The organism is Aeromonas sp. S41-2 (genome assembly GCF_027705845.1).
Taxonomy (GTDB): Bacteria; Pseudomonadota; Gammaproteobacteria; order Enterobacterales; family Aeromonadaceae; genus Aeromonas; species Aeromonas hydrophila.
Genome location: NZ_JAPDCG010000007.1, coordinates 25,050 through 42,501, shown reverse-complemented (window position 1 = coordinate 42,501; position 17,452 = coordinate 25,050). Strand labels below are relative to the sequence as shown.

The 17,452-nt window shown below is 63.9% G+C and carries 16 protein-coding genes; 10 read left to right on the top strand and 6 right to left on the bottom strand.

Going from position 1 to position 17,452, the window contains the following annotated elements; genetic code table 11:
* Window positions 1-35 precede the first annotated feature (35 nt).
* Genes OKC44_RS16305 through OKC44_RS16295 form a run of 3 tightly spaced genes read left to right on the top strand, consistent with a single transcriptional unit; the run spans window position 36 to window position 3,237 of the window.
* On the top strand, window positions 36-1,436 hold the full coding sequence (locus OKC44_RS16305) for a sensor histidine kinase (RefSeq protein ID WP_011707724.1): 1,401 nt from the start codon (window positions 36-38) through the stop codon (window positions 1,434-1,436).
* Window positions 1,437-1,444: 8 nt separating this feature from the next.
* Window positions 1,445-1,960, top strand: coding sequence for a hypothetical protein (locus tag OKC44_RS16300; RefSeq protein ID WP_270814113.1), 516 nt, complete (start codon window positions 1,445-1,447; stop codon window positions 1,958-1,960).
* Window positions 1,957-3,237 carry a sigma 54-interacting transcriptional regulator gene (locus OKC44_RS16295; RefSeq protein ID WP_011707722.1) on the top strand — a complete coding sequence of 427 codons (1,281 nt, stop codon included), beginning with the start codon at window positions 1,957-1,959 and terminating at the stop codon, window positions 3,235-3,237. Before OKC44_RS16300 ends, OKC44_RS16295 begins: the two co-directional genes overlap by 4 nt.
* Window positions 3,238-3,309: 72 nt before the next feature.
* Here the strand turns inward: OKC44_RS16295 and OKC44_RS16290 are convergent, their stop codons facing one another.
* Window positions 3,310-3,792 (bottom strand): DUF1097 domain-containing protein, encoded by a 483-nt coding sequence (locus tag OKC44_RS16290; protein ID WP_270814111.1) that lies wholly within the window; start codon window positions 3,790-3,792, stop codon window positions 3,310-3,312.
* 370 nt (window positions 3,793-4,162) lie between these two features.
* Here OKC44_RS16290 and msrP point away from each other — a divergent pair, with 370 nt between their 5' ends.
* Window positions 4,163-5,164, top strand: coding sequence for a protein-methionine-sulfoxide reductase catalytic subunit MsrP (msrP, locus tag OKC44_RS16285; RefSeq protein WP_270814109.1), 1,002 nt, complete (start codon window positions 4,163-4,165; stop codon window positions 5,162-5,164).
* Between the two features lie 19 nt (window positions 5,165-5,183).
* Window positions 5,184-5,816: a protein-methionine-sulfoxide reductase heme-binding subunit MsrQ gene (gene msrQ / locus OKC44_RS16280; RefSeq protein ID WP_270814107.1), complete on the top strand. Its 633-nt coding sequence runs from the start codon at window positions 5,184-5,186 to the stop codon at window positions 5,814-5,816.
* Between the two features lie 44 nt (window positions 5,817-5,860).
* Here the strand turns inward: msrQ and OKC44_RS16275 are convergent, their stop codons facing one another.
* Window positions 5,861-6,106 (bottom strand): PepSY domain-containing protein, encoded by a 246-nt coding sequence (locus OKC44_RS16275; RefSeq protein WP_010635834.1) that lies wholly within the window; start codon window positions 6,104-6,106, stop codon window positions 5,861-5,863.
* A 63-nt stretch (window positions 6,107-6,169) separates the two neighbouring features.
* Here OKC44_RS16275 and OKC44_RS16270 point away from each other — a divergent pair, with 63 nt between their 5' ends.
* From OKC44_RS16270 to OKC44_RS16255, 4 genes are all read left to right on the top strand, one after another.
* The gene (locus OKC44_RS16270) at window positions 6,170-6,502 is read left to right on the top strand and encodes a PepSY domain-containing protein (protein WP_011707718.1); all 333 of its coding nucleotides are present in this window, start codon (window positions 6,170-6,172) and stop codon (window positions 6,500-6,502) included.
* Window positions 6,503-6,588: 86 nt separating this feature from the next.
* The gene (locus tag OKC44_RS16265) at window positions 6,589-7,245 is read left to right on the top strand and encodes a response regulator transcription factor (protein WP_011707717.1); all 657 of its coding nucleotides are present in this window, start codon (window positions 6,589-6,591) and stop codon (window positions 7,243-7,245) included.
* A gap of 37 nt (window positions 7,246-7,282) precedes the next feature.
* Complete coding sequence (locus tag OKC44_RS16260; protein WP_270814106.1) at window positions 7,283-8,632, top strand: sensor histidine kinase; 1,350 nt, start codon at window positions 7,283-7,285, stop codon at window positions 8,630-8,632.
* Window positions 8,633-8,673: 41 nt separating this feature from the next.
* On the top strand, window positions 8,674-9,135 hold the full coding sequence (locus OKC44_RS16255; RefSeq protein ID WP_010635837.1) for a hypothetical protein: 462 nt from the start codon (window positions 8,674-8,676) through the stop codon (window positions 9,133-9,135).
* Between the two features lie 148 nt (window positions 9,136-9,283).
* Here the strand turns inward: OKC44_RS16255 and torA are convergent, their stop codons facing one another.
* Together torA and OKC44_RS16245 are read right to left on the bottom strand one after the other, a co-directional pair.
* Window positions 9,284-11,764 (bottom strand): trimethylamine-N-oxide reductase TorA, encoded by a 2,481-nt coding sequence (gene torA, locus OKC44_RS16250; RefSeq protein ID WP_270814104.1) that lies wholly within the window; start codon window positions 11,762-11,764, stop codon window positions 9,284-9,286.
* Between the two features lie 22 nt (window positions 11,765-11,786).
* Window positions 11,787-12,917 (bottom strand): NapC/NirT family cytochrome c, encoded by a 1,131-nt coding sequence (locus tag OKC44_RS16245; RefSeq protein WP_270814101.1) that lies wholly within the window; start codon window positions 12,915-12,917, stop codon window positions 11,787-11,789.
* Window positions 12,918-13,281: 364 nt separating this feature from the next.
* Here OKC44_RS16245 and OKC44_RS16240 point away from each other — a divergent pair, with 364 nt between their 5' ends.
* Window positions 13,282-15,273: a DNA topoisomerase III gene (locus OKC44_RS16240; RefSeq protein ID WP_270814098.1), complete on the top strand. Its 1,992-nt coding sequence runs from the start codon at window positions 13,282-13,284 to the stop codon at window positions 15,271-15,273.
* Window positions 15,274-15,351: 78 nt separating this feature from the next.
* On the opposite strand, the gene OKC44_RS16235 is transcribed toward OKC44_RS16240, so the two are convergent.
* On the bottom strand, window positions 15,352-16,707 hold the full coding sequence (locus tag OKC44_RS16235) for a TrkH family potassium uptake protein (protein ID WP_011707710.1): 1,356 nt from the start codon (window positions 16,705-16,707) through the stop codon (window positions 15,352-15,354).
* The gene (locus OKC44_RS16230) at window positions 16,704-17,357 is read right to left on the bottom strand and encodes a potassium channel family protein (protein ID WP_011707709.1); all 654 of its coding nucleotides are present in this window, start codon (window positions 17,355-17,357) and stop codon (window positions 16,704-16,706) included. The genes OKC44_RS16235 and OKC44_RS16230 overlap by 4 nt, the downstream gene beginning before the upstream one ends.
* Between the last annotated feature and the right edge of the window lie 95 nt (window positions 17,358-17,452).

The following is a 17,452-nucleotide window of genomic DNA, read 5'->3' as shown; positions in this document are numbered from 1 at the left end:
GCTGACCCACCCCTGCTGAATTGAGATAGTCCAAGATGACCAAGGTACGCCCACGCTCCCTGCTGCAAGTGGTATTGATGGGGTTCGTTCTGGTGTTGATGCCTCTGGGCGGCATGATCTGGCACGACAGCCAGTCCCTCGAACACCTCAGCCAGTTGACCAGCGACGAGCTGGAACGGGCGGTGCGCGACACCCGTCGAGCGACGCTGCTGACCACCCAAGCCATTGATCTTGAACGTACTCTTCGTCGCTATGCGGTACTGGGGGATGAGCGCATCCTGGCTAGTTATCAGCAACAGCTGGCGAGTTATCGCAGCCTGCTGGCCGCTCACCAGAGTTCCATCCCGGATGCCGAGGCTTACACGGGCCTTGAGCAGGCGCTCGCCTGGCTCGACAGCCTGCAGGATCTCGCCCGTGCCAAGGCCGAGTCAAACAGCCCCAAATTTGATGAATTTAATCAGGTTAATCAGCAGCTTGAGATTATCACTCGCAGCCAGGTAGATGAGCATGTCAGCCGGGTGCGGGCGACCATTGCCGCCCTGATGACGGAGATCTGGTGGGTCAGCGGTTTCGTGGCGGTGCTCAGCCTGCTGCTGGTGCTGCTGTTTACCTATCTGATCATCCACCCGGTGCGTCAGATTGAGTCGCGGATCTTGAGTCTGGGTGCCGGCGTGGAACCGGACAAACGCCCGGTGGACGGGCCGGCCGAACTGGTATTGCTGGGGGAGCGGATCGTCTGGTTGCACGATAAATTGAAGGAGCTGGAGCAGCAGAAATACCAGTTCCTGCGCCACGTTTCCCACGAGCTGAAGACCCCGCTGGCGGTGCTGCGGGAAGGTGCGGATCTGCTCTCCGAGCAGCTTGTAGGGCCGCTCACCCCGGATCAGCAGGAGATCTGCCAGATGCTGGAGGAGAACAGCCGCCGGCTGCAGACCCTGATCGAACGGCTGCTCGACTTCAACCGGCTCAGCCAGCAGGAGGTGTTCACCCTGACCCCGGTGGCGCTGGCGCCCCTGCTGTCAGAATTGTCTGCAGAGTACCGGCTGGCGCTGGAATCCAAACAAATCAGTGTACACTTGCCGACCGATCCGATCACCCTGCAGGCCGAGCCATATCGCTTGCGGCTGATCCTCGATAATCTGTTCTCCAATGCGGTCAGCTACGGCGCCAGCGGCGGGCAGATATGGATCCGCGCCGGGCAGGATGGCAACGGCAGCTGGCTGGAGGTGGCCAACGAAGGGCCTGCGATTCCGCTGGCCGAGCGGGAGCGGATCTTCGAGCCCTTCGAGCAGGGCAGTATTGTGCGCCAGGGGCTGCTGAAAGGCTCCGGAATGGGGCTCTCCATCGCCCGGGAATCGGCGATGAGCCTTGGCGGCGAGTTGGTATTGGTTGAAGATGAACAGGCGGATGTCTGTTTCCGGTTGACGTTGAAGTGAAGCCCAAGATGAAACAATGTGTTGTTCCGGTATTGATGATGAGCCTGCTCACAGGCTGTTCCCTGCTGCCAGCGCGTGACCCGGCGGCGTCGCCGGATCTCGCCCTCGCCAAACGGATGGAGTTTGCCAACAAGGAGATGCAGGTGCGCCTGCAATACTCGGACTGGCTGCTGGCCAGCCATGCCCAGCAGCGGGCCCAGGAGCGCCAGCGCCTCAAGGGGGCGACCGATATCGAGAGCCGGGTCAGCCTGGCCATGGTCAACACCCACCCGTCCGAGTCGGTGGCCAGCCGGCGGGCTGGTCTGGACAAGCTCAAGAGCCTGCTGCCGGAGCTCGGGCTGGATGCTCAGGCTTTCCTGCGCAGCTGGATAGCCCTCGGCGAGGAGCTGCTGGCTCGCGACAGCCGGCGCGATGATCAGAGTCAGGAGGTGCAGCGTCTGCGCCGCCAGATCGAGCAACTCTCCGCCATCGATGATCAACTCAATCAGCGCAGGCTGAACGGCAATGGCGAGGCGCTGAAATGAGTCGCATCCTGCTGGTCGATGACGATGCCAGCCTGCTCAAGCTGATGAGCATGCGCCTGCGCAGCCAGGGCTATGAGGTGGATACCGCCGACAGTGCCGAAGGGGCGCTGGACCGGCTGCGCCAGCAACGGGCCGATCTGGTGTTGAGCGATCTGCGCATGGCCGGCATGGACGGGCTGGCGCTGTTCGAGCGGATCCAGTCCCAGTGGCTGGGGCTGCCGGTCATCATCATGACCGCCCACGGCACCATTCCCGATGCCATTCAGGCCACCCGCTCCGGGGTGTTCAGCTTTCTCACCAAGCCCATCGACAAGGATGAGCTGTTCGCCACCATAGAACACGCGTTGAGCCTGACGCGCCCAAAGCAGCGGCAGGATTGGCAGTCGCTGATCCTGACCCGCAACCCGCAGATGGAGCAGTTGCTGATCCAGGCTGGCAGCATCGCCGCCATGGAGGTGCCCGTGCTGATCATGGGTCCTTCCGGTTCCGGCAAGGGCGTCATGACCCAGGCGCTGCACCAGGCCAGCAGCCGGCGTGACAAGCCACTGCACGTCATCAACTGTGCCGCGCTGCCGTGGGCGGCGCTGGATCTGCAGCTGTTCGGCGAGGATGGCCAGTCCGGCCTGTTTGAGCAGGCCAAGGGAGCGACCCTGTTTCTCGACGAGATAGGGGACCTGTCGGAATCGCTGCAGGCCAAGCTGCTGCAGGTGCTGCAGGAGTACGGCCAGGGCACGCCCGAGGTGCGGGTGATCAGCTCCAGCCATCAGGATCTGGTGGCGGCGATGGAGGAGGGGCGCTTTCGGGAGGATCTCTTCTATCGGCTCAACGTGGCCAACATCACCTTGCCCCCCTTGAGCGCCCGCAGCGAAGACATTCCGCTGCTGGCCAGGCAGGCGCTGGATGACTATCGCAGCCGTCACGGCGACTGCGCCGCCCTCGGCTTCTCGCCGGAGGCGCTGGCCCTGCTGGCGGCGGCGGGTTGGCCCGGCAACGTGCGCCAGCTCTGCAGCGTGGTGGAGCAGCTGGCCAGCCTCTGCTGCAGCCCGGTGATCGGCGCCGCCATGGTGGAGTCGGCGCTGAGCGGCGGCAGTGGTGGCATCCCCTCGTTCAACGAGGCGCGGGCCGAGTTCGAGAAGGAGTATCTGATCCGGCTGCTGCGCACCACCGAGGGCAATGTCACCCTGGCGGCCAACATGGCGGGCAGAAACCGCACCGATTTCTACAAGCTGTTGAATCGGCACGGCATCGAAGCCGCGAACTTCAAGTCGAAGGGATAAATGACAGAGGGGCGGCCCGTCGATGACGGACCGCCCCTCTTGTTTCAGACCGGATCGGTCACATCGCCGGGATCAGGCCGGGTCGGTGACGCCAGCGGTGGCCTGGGTTTTCTGGGTTTTGTGGGAGAGCCAGAGGCCGCTCGCCTTCATCAGGTAGCCGAACAGCGCACCAATCACCAGCGACGGCAGGATCAGCCGCCACTCGCCCGCCGCGCCGAAGGTGGCGCAGCAGCCGGCGAAGGTGCCGGGAATGTAGCCGAGCCACTGCTGCTTGGCCTGCGCGCACATCAGGGTGGCCACCACCCCGGTCATCAGGTAGCCCGCCACGCCGGCGCCCCACCAGGCGTCGCCATGGATCAGCAGCAGGGCCCACAGCATGCCGCTGGCATTGCACAGCAGGGTCTGCAGCAGCGCCTTGTAGCCGCCGCTGGAGGCAAAATAGCTGGTGCAGCCGAGGAAGCCGACCCAGGAGATGAGGCCGAGGGTAACGGCGACCCAGCCCCAGACGGCGGAGAGGATCCCGGTCGTGATGGCGATGGCGATCAATGGGCTCATGGCGTGACTCTTCAGTAGTGAAATTCGGAAAAAAGGGAGCCTACCCCGCGCAAGAGGGGCGGCAAGCAGGGGCGGGATTGTGTGTGATCTGCATCACTCATTTCAACTCAGGAATACGCTTGCGCTCGCGAAAATATTTCATGGTGAGGCACTGGCCCCTGCTCCATAGTTAGAGGCCCTGTCCTGCTCATGGAGTGAGTCTGATGGTGCCAAATGTGATCGTTCCCCTGCTGGTGTTCGTAGTGCTGTTTCTGGTCGGAACCATGGCCAAGGCACTGCCCCTCTATCAATTCATGTAATTTTCCGTGAAATAAAACTCGACCGGGGCGGGTCTTATGATTGTTACCCTCATCGCCCCGGGAGTTTTTCCATGTTGCTCAAGCGCCGTTCTGCCCACCACCTCACCGAACAGGATGTCACGCCGGAAGCCGTCTATCAGGATCGCCGCCTGATCCTGAAAGGGCTGGGGCTCGGCGCCGCCACTCTGGCGTTTCCGACCCAGGCCGGGGTGCTCGATCTCTTCTCTGGCGACAAGCCGACGCCGGTCGCGACCCGGGCGCTCAACATCCACGCCGCCGCCCGACCGGAGGGGCTGATCCTCACGCCGGAGGAGAAGGCCACCACCCACAACAACTTCTACGAGCTCGGCACCGACAAGGGGGATCCGGCCCGCAACGGCCACTACCTCAAGCCCGAGCCCTGGACCCTGAAGGTGGAAGGGGAGGTGGCCAAGCCGTTTACCCTGGATGTGTGGGATCTCATCAACAAGAGCACGCTGGAGGAGCGCATCTACCGGCTGCGCTGCGTGGAGGCTTGGTCCATGGTGCTGCCCTGGAGCGGCATCGCGCTGGCGGATCTGATCCGCCGGGCCGAGCCTACCAGCCGCGCCAAGTTCGTGGCCTTCGAGACTCTCTATGATCCGGAGCAGCTGCCGGGACAGGCGTCGCGTTCCCTCGGTGGCGGCATCGACTACCCCTATGTCGAGGGGCTGCGCATCGACGAGGCGATGCACCCGCTCTCCTTCCTGGCGATGGGGCTCTACGGCAAGGCGCTGCCGGCCCAGAACGGCGCGCCGATCCGGCTGGTAGTGCCCTGGAAGTACGGCTTCAAGAGCATCAAGAGCATCGTCTCCATCCGGCTGGTGGAGGAGATGCCGCCCACCACCTGGAACCTGCTGGCCCCCAACGAATACGGCTTCTACGCCAACGTCAATCCGGCGGTGGATCACCCGCGCTGGAGTCAGGCCAGCGAGCGCTTCATCGGCGAGGGGGGCATCTTCGGGGCCAAGCGCCAGCCGACCCTGCTATTCAATGGCTATGCCGACGAGGTGGCGTCCCTCTATCAGGGCATGGATCTGCGCAAGTGGTATTGAGACGAGAGGAGCTGACACCATGACTCTGCGACTGACGGCGCGTCACATCACCCTGCTGCGGGCGCTGGTACACCTCGCCTCGCTGGGGTTTCTGCTCTGGCTGCTGGTGGCCGTGCCCGGCGGCCTGCTGGGAGGGGATCCGGTGCAGGGGCTGACTCACTATCTCGGCAAGGGGGCGCTCAACCTGCTGCTGCTCACCCTGCTGGTGTCGCCGCTGGCCAAACGCTGGCGGCAGGGGCAGCTCATCAAGCTGCGCCGCCCGCTCGGGCTCTGGTGCGCGGCCTGGGCTGGTCTGCACTTTATGGTCTGGCTGGGGCTGGATCTGCAGTTCGACTGGGGGCTGATTGGCGGCGAGCTGGTCAAGCGCAGCTACATAGTGGTGGGGATGGTGGCGTTGCTGTTGCTGCTGGCGCTCAGTCTCACCTCGATCCCGGCCCTGCTGCGGCGCATGGGGCCGGCCTGGCAGAAGCTGCACAACTGGATCTACGCGGTGGCCCTGCTGGTGCCGATGCACTACTGGTGGTCGCTCAAGAGCGGCTGGCAGGAGCCGCTCATCTATCTGCTGCTGGCCTGCGTCCTGCTGGTGCCGCGCCGCGACAAGCTGCTGCGTCCCTGGCACCGGCTTCGGCCGCAGAAACTGAGGGAGGCATGAGGCCGGTAGTGCGCCGCCCCGACAACCCGCAATAAAAAAGAGGCCTAGTCGGCCTCTTTTTTGATGTCACCCGTATGGGCGTCCACCAGGAGTCGTACCCGTTGTCCCTGGGCATCCAGGGTTTCCACCTCGAATTTGTCCCCTTCCAGCTCCACTTCCCGAATGTCGTGATACCCTTGGGCCACCAGCAGTTTGACCAGCCCGGCCATGTCGAGACGGCTCTCGGCCGCCCAGCCGAGGGTGGAGAAGAGGCAAAGGATCAGCAGGAAACTGCGTCGGATCATATTCATTCCGGATTCATGGCTGGCAGACTATAAACGGCATTATGTTAGGTTTTGGGAGATGAATCATCCATGAATAGAGCCCTGTCTCTGCTTGGGTTGCTGCTGCCGGCACTGGCACAGGCGGCCACGCCGAACGAGGCCTTGCTGCAGCAGGCGGTCAGCGAGGGACGGGTGCGCCCCTTTCATGAGGTGATGGAGGTGGCTTCCCGCCTGCCGGTACGGGTGCTGCGGGTCGATCTGGGGGAGGAGGACGGCATCTGGCTGTACGAACTCAAGCTGATCGACAGCGAGAACAGCGTCATCAAGGTGGGCTATCGGGCCGACAACCTGGAGATGGTGTGGCTCAAGGGCCATCATCTGGAGCGGCTGTTCGAACCGCGTCCGCCCCCGGAAGAGGAGTGATGGAGTGAGTCCGCGAACGCGCCGCCACCCGGTTCGTTCCCCAACCGCCGCCGGTACCGGCACAACCCTGCTTTGGATACCCATTTATGCGAATTCTGATAGTTGAAGATGAGAAGACCCTGGCGGGCCAGCTGGCGGAACAGCTGCGCCTGTCCGGTTTCGTGACCGACCTCTGCCACGACGGCAACGAGGCCGGTTTTCTCGGCGAGACCGAGCCCTACGACGCCATCATTCTGGATCTCGGTCTGCCGGGCCGCGACGGCCTGAGCGTGCTGAAGGAGTGGCGCAGCAAGGGGATCGACACCCCGGTACTGGTGCTGACCGCCCGTGGCCAGCTGCACGAGAAGATCGAGGGGCTCAACGCCGGGGCCGACGACTACCTCACCAAGCCGTTCCAGGTGGCCGAGCTGGTGGCCCGGGTCCATGCCCTGGTGCGCCGCGCGGCGGGCAACGCCAGCTCGATCCTGGAGATCGGCGGGGTGCGGCTCGATATGGCGGCGTCCCAGGTGTGGTACGAAGGTACCCCCATCAAGCTGACCGCCCACGAGTTCCGGGTGCTCGGCTATCTGATGCAGCACAGGGGCAAGGTGGTGTCGCGCAGCGAGCTGATAGACCACATCTACGCCCAGGATTTCGACCGCGACTCCAACACGGTAGAGGTGTTCATCGGCCGGATCCGCAAGAAGACCCACTCCGATCTCATCGAGACGGTGCGCGGCCTTGGCTACCGGATCAACGAATGAGCCGGTACTTGATGCCCTCTTGCGCCGGAGCGGCTGAATGAGGCTGGTGCGTACCCTGCGGGGGCGGCTGGTGGTCATCGCCATGGTCTGGTGTGGCCTGTTCCTGTTCGCCACCGGCTTCAGCCTGCAGACCATGATGCGCAACTACTGGCAGGAGGCGGAGGCCGACGGCCTGCGCCTGCAGCTCTACGATCTGCTCTCCCGCCTCGAGATCCAGCCGGATGGCCTGCCGGTGGTCACCGAACCCATGGCCGATCCCCGCTTTCGCCAGCCCTACTCCGGTTACTACTGGCAGCTGGAGCTGGGGGATAGCGTGGTCAGCCGCTCCCGCTCCCTGTGGGATGTGCACCTCGACGTGCACGGCCTGAAGTCGGCCTTCGGCGATCCGGATCTCTTCGTCGGCAAGGGGCCCAACAAGGAGCCGCTGCTGATCATGACCCGCACCGTGCTGCTGCCCGGTTCGGATCGGGTGTTCACCCTGGTGATGGCCAAGGACAGCAGCGCCCTGACCCAGACCCTGAAGAAGACCCGCATCAGCCTGTTCCTCGGCCTCGGCTTTGCCGCGACCGGGCTGGTGCTCGGCTTCATGTTCCAGATCGTCTACGGTCTGCGGCCGCTGCACCTGTTGCGCCGCGAGCTGAGCCGGGTCCATCAGGGCCATCAGGAGGGGTTCCGGCTGCGCTATCCGCTGGAGATCCAGCCGCTGGTGGAGGACATCAACCGGCTGCTGCACCACTATGGCGAGCTGTTGCAGCGGGCCCGCTCCCACACCGGCAACCTGGCCCACGCCCTCAAGACGCCGCTCAGCATCATGCGCAATCAGGTGGCCCAGCTGCCGGCGGAAGATCAGGCCGCTCTCGGCGAGCAGCTCGATCAGATCCAGCGCCACATCGATTACCACCTCGGCAAGGCGCGGGTGACCGGCGCCGCCAAGATCCTCGGGGTGTCGACCCCGGTGCGGGCGCGGGTGGAGTATATCTGTCGCGCCTTCTCCCGCCTCTATCCGCGCCGGGAAGTGGACCTGCAGGTGCCGGCCACCCTGGCGGTCGGGGTGGAGGAGCAGGACTTCGACGAGATGGTGGGCAACCTGCTGGAGAACGCCTTCAAGTGGTCGGCCGGCCGGCTGCGCATCTCCAGCGCCGAGCTGGGGGGCTGGATCACCCTGCGCATCGAGGATGACGGCCCCGGCATGAGCGAGGATCAGATCGCCAAGGCGGTGCTGCGCGGGGTGCGGCTCGACGAGAAGGTGCCGGGTTCGGGTCTGGGCCTCAACATCGTCTCCGATCTGGCGGAAGCCTATCGCGGCAGCCTCATCATGGGACGCGCCGAGCTGGGCGGGCTGGCGGCTTCTCTCTCGCTGCCCAAGGTGGCAAGAGTAGAGAGCTAGGCATAAGATATGGCACCTGTTTTAGCCTGAGGAAGAGAACCATGACTGATGATCCATGGGCACTGTGTCACCTCGACGATTCGTTCGATGCCTCCGTGCTGGGCACCAAGGGGGCCCAGATCCAGTGGTTTGAGGATCGCGACAGCCTGATTGCCTTCCTGCTGGAAGATTTCGTCGACCTGCTGGCCGACGTGGGCGAGCTGGATGAGGATCAGACCGAGCGGGCGCGCGAGCGCTTCACCCTGCTGGTGGAGCAGAGCTTCGACGATCGCGGCCTGATGGACGCCATCAACGATCTCGCCTCCGGCCTGCGCCGTATCGCCTGGCTGGGGCCGCTCTCCGAGCTGGCCGAGCTGAGCGATGACTTCGCCTCCGGCCTGCGCCGCTATTTCTGGAGCCAGTACGACGGGGATGAAGATGACCCGGATGCCTGGGTGCCGGAAGAACTCTGGCCTCAGCTGGTGGAGTGTGCGGAAGAGTACATGGTGGAAGGAGACTTCTAAGCCACCTTATCCGCGCTCTGGCTGCAAGGCGGTTGGAGTGTCCGGAAGAGTAGATGGTTGAGGGTGACTTCTGATTCTGAGCCACACCCCAAACCGAGATAAGAAAACGGCGCCTTGATGGCGCCGTTTTTGTTGCTCAGTCCTCTGCTCAGGCGTTGGCCGGCACCGCGTGGGCGGTGTTGACCGGGGCCGGGCCCTGATACTTCTCGATCTGCAGCTGGGCCATGTGACCGCAGTTGCCCTGCGCCAGGCTGGAGGTGCCTTCGTCGAAGGTGAGGCAGTTGACGTTGCCGTTCTTGCACAGGCTCCCCGCCTCGCCCGGTTTGGCCGGATCGAACCAGGCCCCTTCGCAGACCCGCACCACCCCCGGGCGGATGTCGGTCGAGAGCAGGGCCCCCACCAGGATCTGGCCACGGTCGTTGAAGGCCCGTACCAGATCGCCATCCTGGATGCCGCGCGCCTTGGCGTCGTCCGGGTGGATCAGGATCGCCTCGCGATCGGCGACGGCAAACTTGTCCCGCAGCGGGGTGTTGTCGAGCTGGGAGTGCAGCCGCTGGGTTGGGTGGGAGGTGTTGAGCGACAGCGGATAGCGGGTCGCCTCCTTGCTCTTGATCCACTCCTTGGGCTCATACCACTTGGGATGGCCGGCGCAGTCGGCATAACCCATGCTGGCCACTGTGCTAGAGAAGATCTCGATCTTGCCGGACGGGGTACCGAGCGGGTTGAGCAGCGGGTTCTCACGAAAATCGGCGTGACGGATCCACTGGCGGTTTGCCTCGGGCACCGGGAAGCGGATGTAGTTGTTGGACTCCCAGAACATGTTGAACGGCGGCAGCGCCACCCGGGCGCCACGGGCCTGGGCGGCCATGCCGTCGTACATCTGCTTGAGCCACAGCATCTCGTCCTTGCCTTCGGTGTACTGCTCCTGCAGGCCCAGCTTGGCGGCCACGTCGCGGAAGATGTCGAAGTCGTTGCGCGCCTCGAACTGGGGCGGCACGCACTGGTGCATCGGGAAGACGTAGCGCTGGGAGTAGTCGCCGCCCATCTCCAGATCGTTGCGCTCGTAGCTGGTGGTGGCCGGCAGGACGATGTCGGCGTGCTTGGCGGTGGCGGTCCAGTAGGGCTCGTGCACGATCACGGTCTGCGGCTTGCGCCATGCCTTGACCAGGTTGTTGGTGTCCTGGTGGTGGTGGAAGGGGTTGCCGCCCGCCACGTAGACCAGCTTGATGTCCGGGTAGGTCACCTTGCGGCCGTTGAAGTCGATGGTCTTGCCGGGGTTAGCCAGACAGTCGGCGATGCGGGCCACCGGGATCGGCGCCGGCCCGTTCTTCGGCGCATTGCCGGCGGAGATGCCCGCCAGGATGCCGCCCTTGGCGGTGGGGCTGCCACCGGAAGAGTAGTGGTAGCTGAAGCCGTAACCGCCACCCGGCAGGCCAATCTGGCCCAGCATGGCGGCCAGGGTGACCAGCATCCAGTTGGGCTGCTCACCGTGCTGCTGACGCTGCATGCCCCAGCCCGCCATGATCATAGTGCGCTTGGACGCCATGTCGAGGGCCAGCTGGCGGATCACCTTGGCATCGATGCCGCAGATGGTGCTCGCCCACTCGGCGCTCTTCGGCTGGCCGTCTTCCTGGCCGAGCAGATAAGCGAGGAACTTGTCGAAGCCGGTGGTGTAGCGGTCGAGGAAGGCCTGATCGTGCTTCTGCTCGCTGTAGAGGGTGTGGGCTACCCCCAGCATCATGGCCACGTCGGTATAGGCGTTCGGCGCAATCCACTCGGCCCCTGCCAGCTTGGCGGTTTCGTTGTAGACCGGGTCGATGCTGATGATGCGGGTGCCCTTCTCCTTGAGCGCCTTGAAACCAGCCTGACCCTCGTGATCCGGCATGTTCCAGCTGTTCTTCAGGGTGACCTGGGCGTTGACCCCCCACAGCACCACCAGTTCGGCGTGCTCGATGACGTTGGGCCAGGCGGTCTGCTGCTCATACACCTCGATGGAGCCCATCACGTGGGACATGATCACCTGGGCGGCGCCGGCGGAGTAGTCGCCGGCATAGCCGGTGAAGCCGCCCGCCAGGTTCATCAGGCGGTGCAGCAGGGTACGGCTGTTGTGGAACATGCCGACGCTCTTCCAGCCGTAGGAACCGGCGTGTATCGCCTGAGGGCCGAAGTCACTCTGCACCCGTCCTATCTCGCCGGCCACCAGGGCGATGGCCTTCTCCCAGCTCACTCGCACCCACTCGTCGGCGCCGCGCAGTTCGGGCTTGGCCCCCGGGCCATGTTCCAGCCAGCTCTTGCGCACCATGGGGTACTTGATGCGGTTCTTGGCGTGGACCTGGAACGGCGCCATGTCGATCAGATCGTTGGGGGCCGGATCATCGGCCACTGGCTGGACCCGTACCATGCGGCCCTCTTCGACGATGGCCTCGAAAGCCCCCCAGTGGGCGCCAGTCAGGATGCCTTTTTGGGCCGGCACCAAGGTCGGGAACTGTTCAAGCGCCGTGCTGATGGCCTGGGCCAGCGCGCTCTTCGGGAAGATGCCGGCCAGCAGCGGCAGGGCGGCGCAGGCGCCCAGCCCCTTGAGCAGGTTGCGGCGGGAGAGATTGGTTTGCTTATCGGTAAAAAAAGTCATGACGATTTCCTCTGTGCCAGCCTTAGTGCGCCGCGTTCATGTCACTGGCATGTTTCTGGACGTATTGGGTCAACATGCGTGCCTGTTCCGGGGTCAGGGAGGTGCGTGATTCCATCCCCTTGATGACGCCGATCCACTGGTTGGCGTTGAAGTGATCCAGTGCGGTGAGGCCGTGGCAGCCGGTACAGTTGTTGGACATCAGGGTGGAGGCGTACTGCCACAGCTTGCCCTGATCGCCGATGAGCTGGCTCTGATCCACCCAGGCGATCAGGCTGACCTGATGCCAGGTAAGGTTGGTGGCGCTGTCGGTTTCGCTCTTGCCGGTGGTGAGCTGCGCCTTGGCCTTGTCGCCGAGCAGGGTGCTCAGGATGCGCTTGCCGGGAGCGGCGTAGAACACCTCGCTCACCCCGTCCTGCTGCCAGCCGTCGATGCGCACCTGGGCGCGGCCGTTGTCGTTGGCCAGCACTTCCACCTGGGTGGAGGGCATCAGGGTGCCTTCGTCTGTCTTGGCGTTGGCATCCAGATAGAGCGGGGTGGTGGCGATGGCGTAACGGGTGGTGACCCTGGCCGGGGTCTGGGCGGCGGCCTGGGCCAGCTCGCTGGCACCGGCGGCGGCCAGGCCGCTCATGTCGGGCATGATGTGGGCGACGCCGCGATGGCAGTCGATGCAGGTCTGGCCCTCCTTGATGGCGACCGGATGCTCGGCGCGGGCGTTGGGGCGCTGGGCCAGGATGTCCATCGCCGCGTAGCTGTGGCAGCTGCGGCAGGTGGCGGAGTCGTTGGCCTTCAGCTCGTCCCACACCGACTGTGCCATGCGCAGCTTGTGGGCCTCGTATTTCTCAGGCGTGTCGAGGGTGCCGATAGCCTCGTGATAGATGTCTTTCACGGCGCGGATCTTGGTCCACAGATAGGAGGTGGGATCACCCGGAATGTGGCAGTCTGCGCACTCGGCGCGGATGCCCTTCACGTTCTGGAAGTGGACGCTGCCCTGATACTCGGCCAGCGGGGTCTGCATGGAGTGACAGGAGACGCAGAACTCGGTGGAGCTGGTCTTGTGCATGACGGTCACCGTGACCCCCAGCGCTGCAACGCCCAAGAGGGCTCCGAGCAGCAGTAGCCAGAACCAGGTTTTTCTCAACAATTTTCCAAGCATGACGGCGTTTTCCTACGATCAAATATTACCAATATAGTAGTATCCATGGAGAGGTAGTTGATTGACCTCTATCATGATTTATATTTTGTATTGTTATTTTAAATGCATTTATTATTTTGTAATTTATCATTTAATTGAATTTAATTTAACTTCCTGCGATTTTACCGTCTCTTTCGTCCTCGTTTGAAGCATGGCCAGCCTGGGCCTGCCATCCACGCCCCGGCGGTGCTGTGCACCCGCCCGCCACTCCCTCTCAATCGCTCCTGCCTCGGCAAGGGCCTGTCGCCTCGCGCCCGGGGAGGGCTTGGGCTTTGCCCGGGGCCCGTTATATACTGTTCACATATACAGTGTTCAGGTGTTTGCCATGCGACTCTTCATCGCCGAGAAGCCCAGTCTGGGACGTGCCATTGCCGACGTGCTGCCCAAGCCCCACAAGAAGGGGGACGGTTTTATCGAAACCGCGCAGGGTGATGTGGTGACCTGGTGCATCGGCCATCTGCTGGAGCAGGCCGAGCCCGATGCCTATGACGCCGCCTACAAGCAGTGGCGCATGGAGTCGCTGCCTATCGTCCCGAGCCAGTGGCAGCTGGTGGCCAAGCCGAAGACCAAGACCCAGCTCACCGTCATCAAGCGCCTGCTCAAGCAGGCCGACTGCGTGGTCAACGCCGGTGACCCGGACCGGGAGGGGCAGCTGCTGGTGGACGAGGTGATCGATTTCCTCGGCTATGGCAAAACCAGGCCGGTGCTGCGTTGTCTCATCAGCGATCTCAACCCGCCGGCGGTGCGGCGTGCCCTCGACAAGCTCAGGGACAACAAGGAGTTCGTGCCGCTGGCGGTGTCGGCGCTGGCCCGCAGCCGGGCCGACTGGCTCTACGGCATCAACATGACCCGCGCCTATACCCTGCTTGGCCGCAAGGGGGGTTGCAGCGAGCTGCTGTCGGTCGGCCGGGTGCAGACGCCGCTGCTGGGGCTGGTGGTACGGCGGGATCTCGAGATAGAAGCCTTCGTGCCCAAGCCCTTCTTCGAGGTGCTGGCCCATCTACAGACCGAAGGCAACGAGCGCTTCACTGCCAAGTGGTTGCCGTCCGAGGCCTGTCTGCCCTGGCAGGACGAGGAGGGGCGAGTGCTCAGCCGGGCGCTGGCCGCCAAGGTGGTGGAGCGGATCCAGGGTCAACCCGCACTGGTGGAAGAGGTGGAGGAGCAGGCCCGCAAGCAGGCGGCGCCGCTGCCCTACAACCTCTCCAGCCTGCAGATCGATGCCGCCAAGCGGTTCGGCATGGACGCCAAACGGGTGCTGGACGTCTGCCAGGGGCTCTACGAGCGCCACAAGCTGATTACCTACCCGCGATCCGACAGCCGTCATCTGCCGAGCGATCACTTCAACCGGGCCGGCCAGGTACGGGAGGCCATCGCCAGCACGGCGCCGGCGCTGGCCAAGGCGGTGAGCGAGGCGGACGGCAAGATCCGCAGCAAGGCGTGGAACGACAGCAAGGTGGACGCTCACCACGCCATCATCCCCACCGAGAAGCAGGGCAACCCGGCCACGCTGGGGGCTGACGAGGCGAAGCTTTACGGTCTGATTGCCCGTCAATACCTGCTGCAGTTCTACCCGCCGTTCGAGTACAACGACAGCAAGGTGCTGCTGCGTATCGCTGGCGGGCTGTTCCAGGCCAAGGCGCGGCGGATCCTCAAGGCGGGCTGGAAGGCGCTGCTCGGGGTGGAGGAAGATGATGAGGAGGAGGCGGGGACCCTGCCGGCCCTGCGCAAGGGCGAGCAGCTGCTGTGCGAGCGGGGGGAGCTGCAGGAAAAGATGACCCAGCCGCCCAAGTCGTTCACCGATGCCACTCTGCTGGCCGCCATGACCGGCATCGCCCGCTATGTGCAGGATCCCGAGATCCGCAAGACCCTGCGCGAGACCGACGGTCTCGGCACCGAGGCGACCCGGGCGGGCATCATCGATCTGCTGTTCAAGCGCCGTTTTCTGGTGCGCCAGGGCAAGAGTATCAAGGCGACCCCGACCGGGCGGGCTCTCATTCAGGCGCTGCCTGCCACGGCGACCACCCCTGACATGACGGCGTTGTGGGAACAGCATCTCGGCCGGATTGCCGAGCGGCAGACGAGCTATCAGCAATTCATGGGGCCGCTGACCGAGCAGTTGAACGGCCTGATCGACGGAGCCAGACAGGATTCGGGGGCCAGCTTCAGCGCCCTGCTCAAGGCGGCGCCCGGAGCCGACAAGCGCCGCTTCACCAAGCCCAAGAGTCCGGTTGCTGGTGGCGCTGCGCCTCGCAAGAGTTCAGGCAGAAGTGCAGGCAGGAGCACGGGCAAGCGGACGACCAAAGGCCAGGCGGCCTGACCATTGGGTGTCGGCAGGAAAAAAAGAGAGGGGCTATGATGGCCCCTCTCTTTTTATCGGCGTAACGACCAACGGTCATCAGCCGGTGTAGACGGCTTCTTCCGGATACTTGATGCGGGTCTCGCTCGGGCGGGCCAGCATGAAGGCCAAGGTCAGCGGACCGAGACGGCCGCAGATCATCACCAGCACCAGGATCAGCTTGCCCGGTTCACTCAGACCGGCGGTGATGCCGGTGGAGAGCCCCACGGTGGCAAACGCCGAGATGGTCTCGAACATGATCTTGTCGAAGGACTGCTGCTCGGTGAGCATCAGCAGGAACATGGCCAACATCAGCACCATGGTGCTGACGATGATGATGGCCAGCGATCGGGTCACTATCTGGGGTGACAGGGTGCGGCCGAAGGCGGTGACATGGGGGCGCTTGGTCAGAAACGCCTTGGTCGCCAGCAGCACTACCGCGAAGGTGGTCACCTTGATGCCGCCCCCGGTGGAGGTGGCGCCGGCCCCGACAAACATCAGCATCATCATGAACAGCAGGGAGGCGGGCACCATCTGGCCGATGTCGATGGAGTTGAAACCGGCGGTACGGGCGCTGGTGGACTGGAAGAAGGCTGCCAGCCACTGACCGCCGAAGGAGGCCTTGCCGAGGGTGCCCGGGTTGTTGTGCTCCAGCAGCCAGAACATCAGGGTGCCCAGCAGCAGCAGGCCCGGGGTCATGATCAGCATCAGCTTGCTGTGCAGCTTGAGCTTGCGCCAGCGACGGTTGCGCACCAGGTCGACGATGACGGTGAAGCCGATCCCCCCCAGAATGATCAGCGCGGCTATGGTCAGGCTGATGATGGGGTCGTCTCTGTAGTCCATGAGATTGTTGGCGAACAGCGAGAAGCCGGCGTTGTTGAAGGCCGAGACCGCGTGGAAGAAGCTGACGTAGAGGCCACGCTCCCAGCCGAGCTCGGGTACCCAGCGGATGGCCATCAGGCCGGTGCCGATGAGCTGGGCGATGAAGGCGAACAGCACGATCCGCTTCACCAGCTGGATGATGTTGACCGACCCCTCCTGGCCCAGCGCCTCCTTGGCCAGCACCTGCTGGCGCAGACCGACCCGCTTGCTGAACATGGCGATCAGCAGCAGGGTCATGGTCATCTGGCCGAGGCCGCCAATCTCCATCAGCATCAGCAAAAAAATCTGCCCCTGCAGGGTGAAGGCGGTGCCGGTATCCACCACCCCGAGCCCGGTCACGCTGATGGCCGAGGTGGCGGTGAACAGGGCATTGATGAAACTCACTTCGCCGTTGTGGCTGGAGGGCTGCACCAGAAACAGGGTGCCGACCAGCAGGATGATCAGGAAGCTGCCGAGGATCAGCTTGGCTTCGCTCCAGCGCGACTCGTCGTCCCGGTGCAGGGCGAAGGCGTAGTTGCTACGCCAGCGGGTCATAGGGTTTCCAGCCAGTGGTCGATGGCGTGCTTGTTGCCCGCCAGGATCAGGATGTCACCCAGTTGCAGCTCCATCTTGCCGGTCAGCACGTTGTGCAGCACCTGGCCGCGCTTGATAGCCAGCAGTTGCAGTTCGGTCTGTTGCAGCAGATGCAGGTCGGCGAGGGTGCGGCCATTTTGCGGCAAACCGATGACGAATTCGGTCAGCACCATGTCGTGGCCCAGTTCCAGATAGTCGAACAGCCGGTTGTCCAGCATGCTCTGGGCGACCCGGCGGCCCATGTCCCACTCCGGGTTGATCACCTTGTCGGCTCCCACCTTCTGCAGGATCTTGGCGTGGAACTTGTCGCGCGCCTTGACCCACACCTTCTTCACGCCGGCTTCCTTGAGGACGAGGGTGGTGAGGATGCTGGTCTCGAGGTTGTCACCGATGGCGACGAAGACGATGTCGAAGTCGGCCAGCCCCAGCTCGGCCACCGTGGCCTCGTCGGTGGCATCGGCGACGATGACGTGGTTGCAGAGAGTGGCTATCTGACGGGTCTTGCTCTCGTCGATGTCTATCGCCAGCACCTCGGCATCCTGCCGTTGCAGCTCTTCACACAGGGCGCTGCCAAACAGCCCCAGGCCGATGACGGCAAATTGGTTGTTCATGAGTACTTCCTCAAGCGTCGGAGCCGGATACTCTACTCCTGCGGCATGAGTCCGAAAAGGGGGGCGGATTTTTCGTCCGGCGGCAATATAAGGTA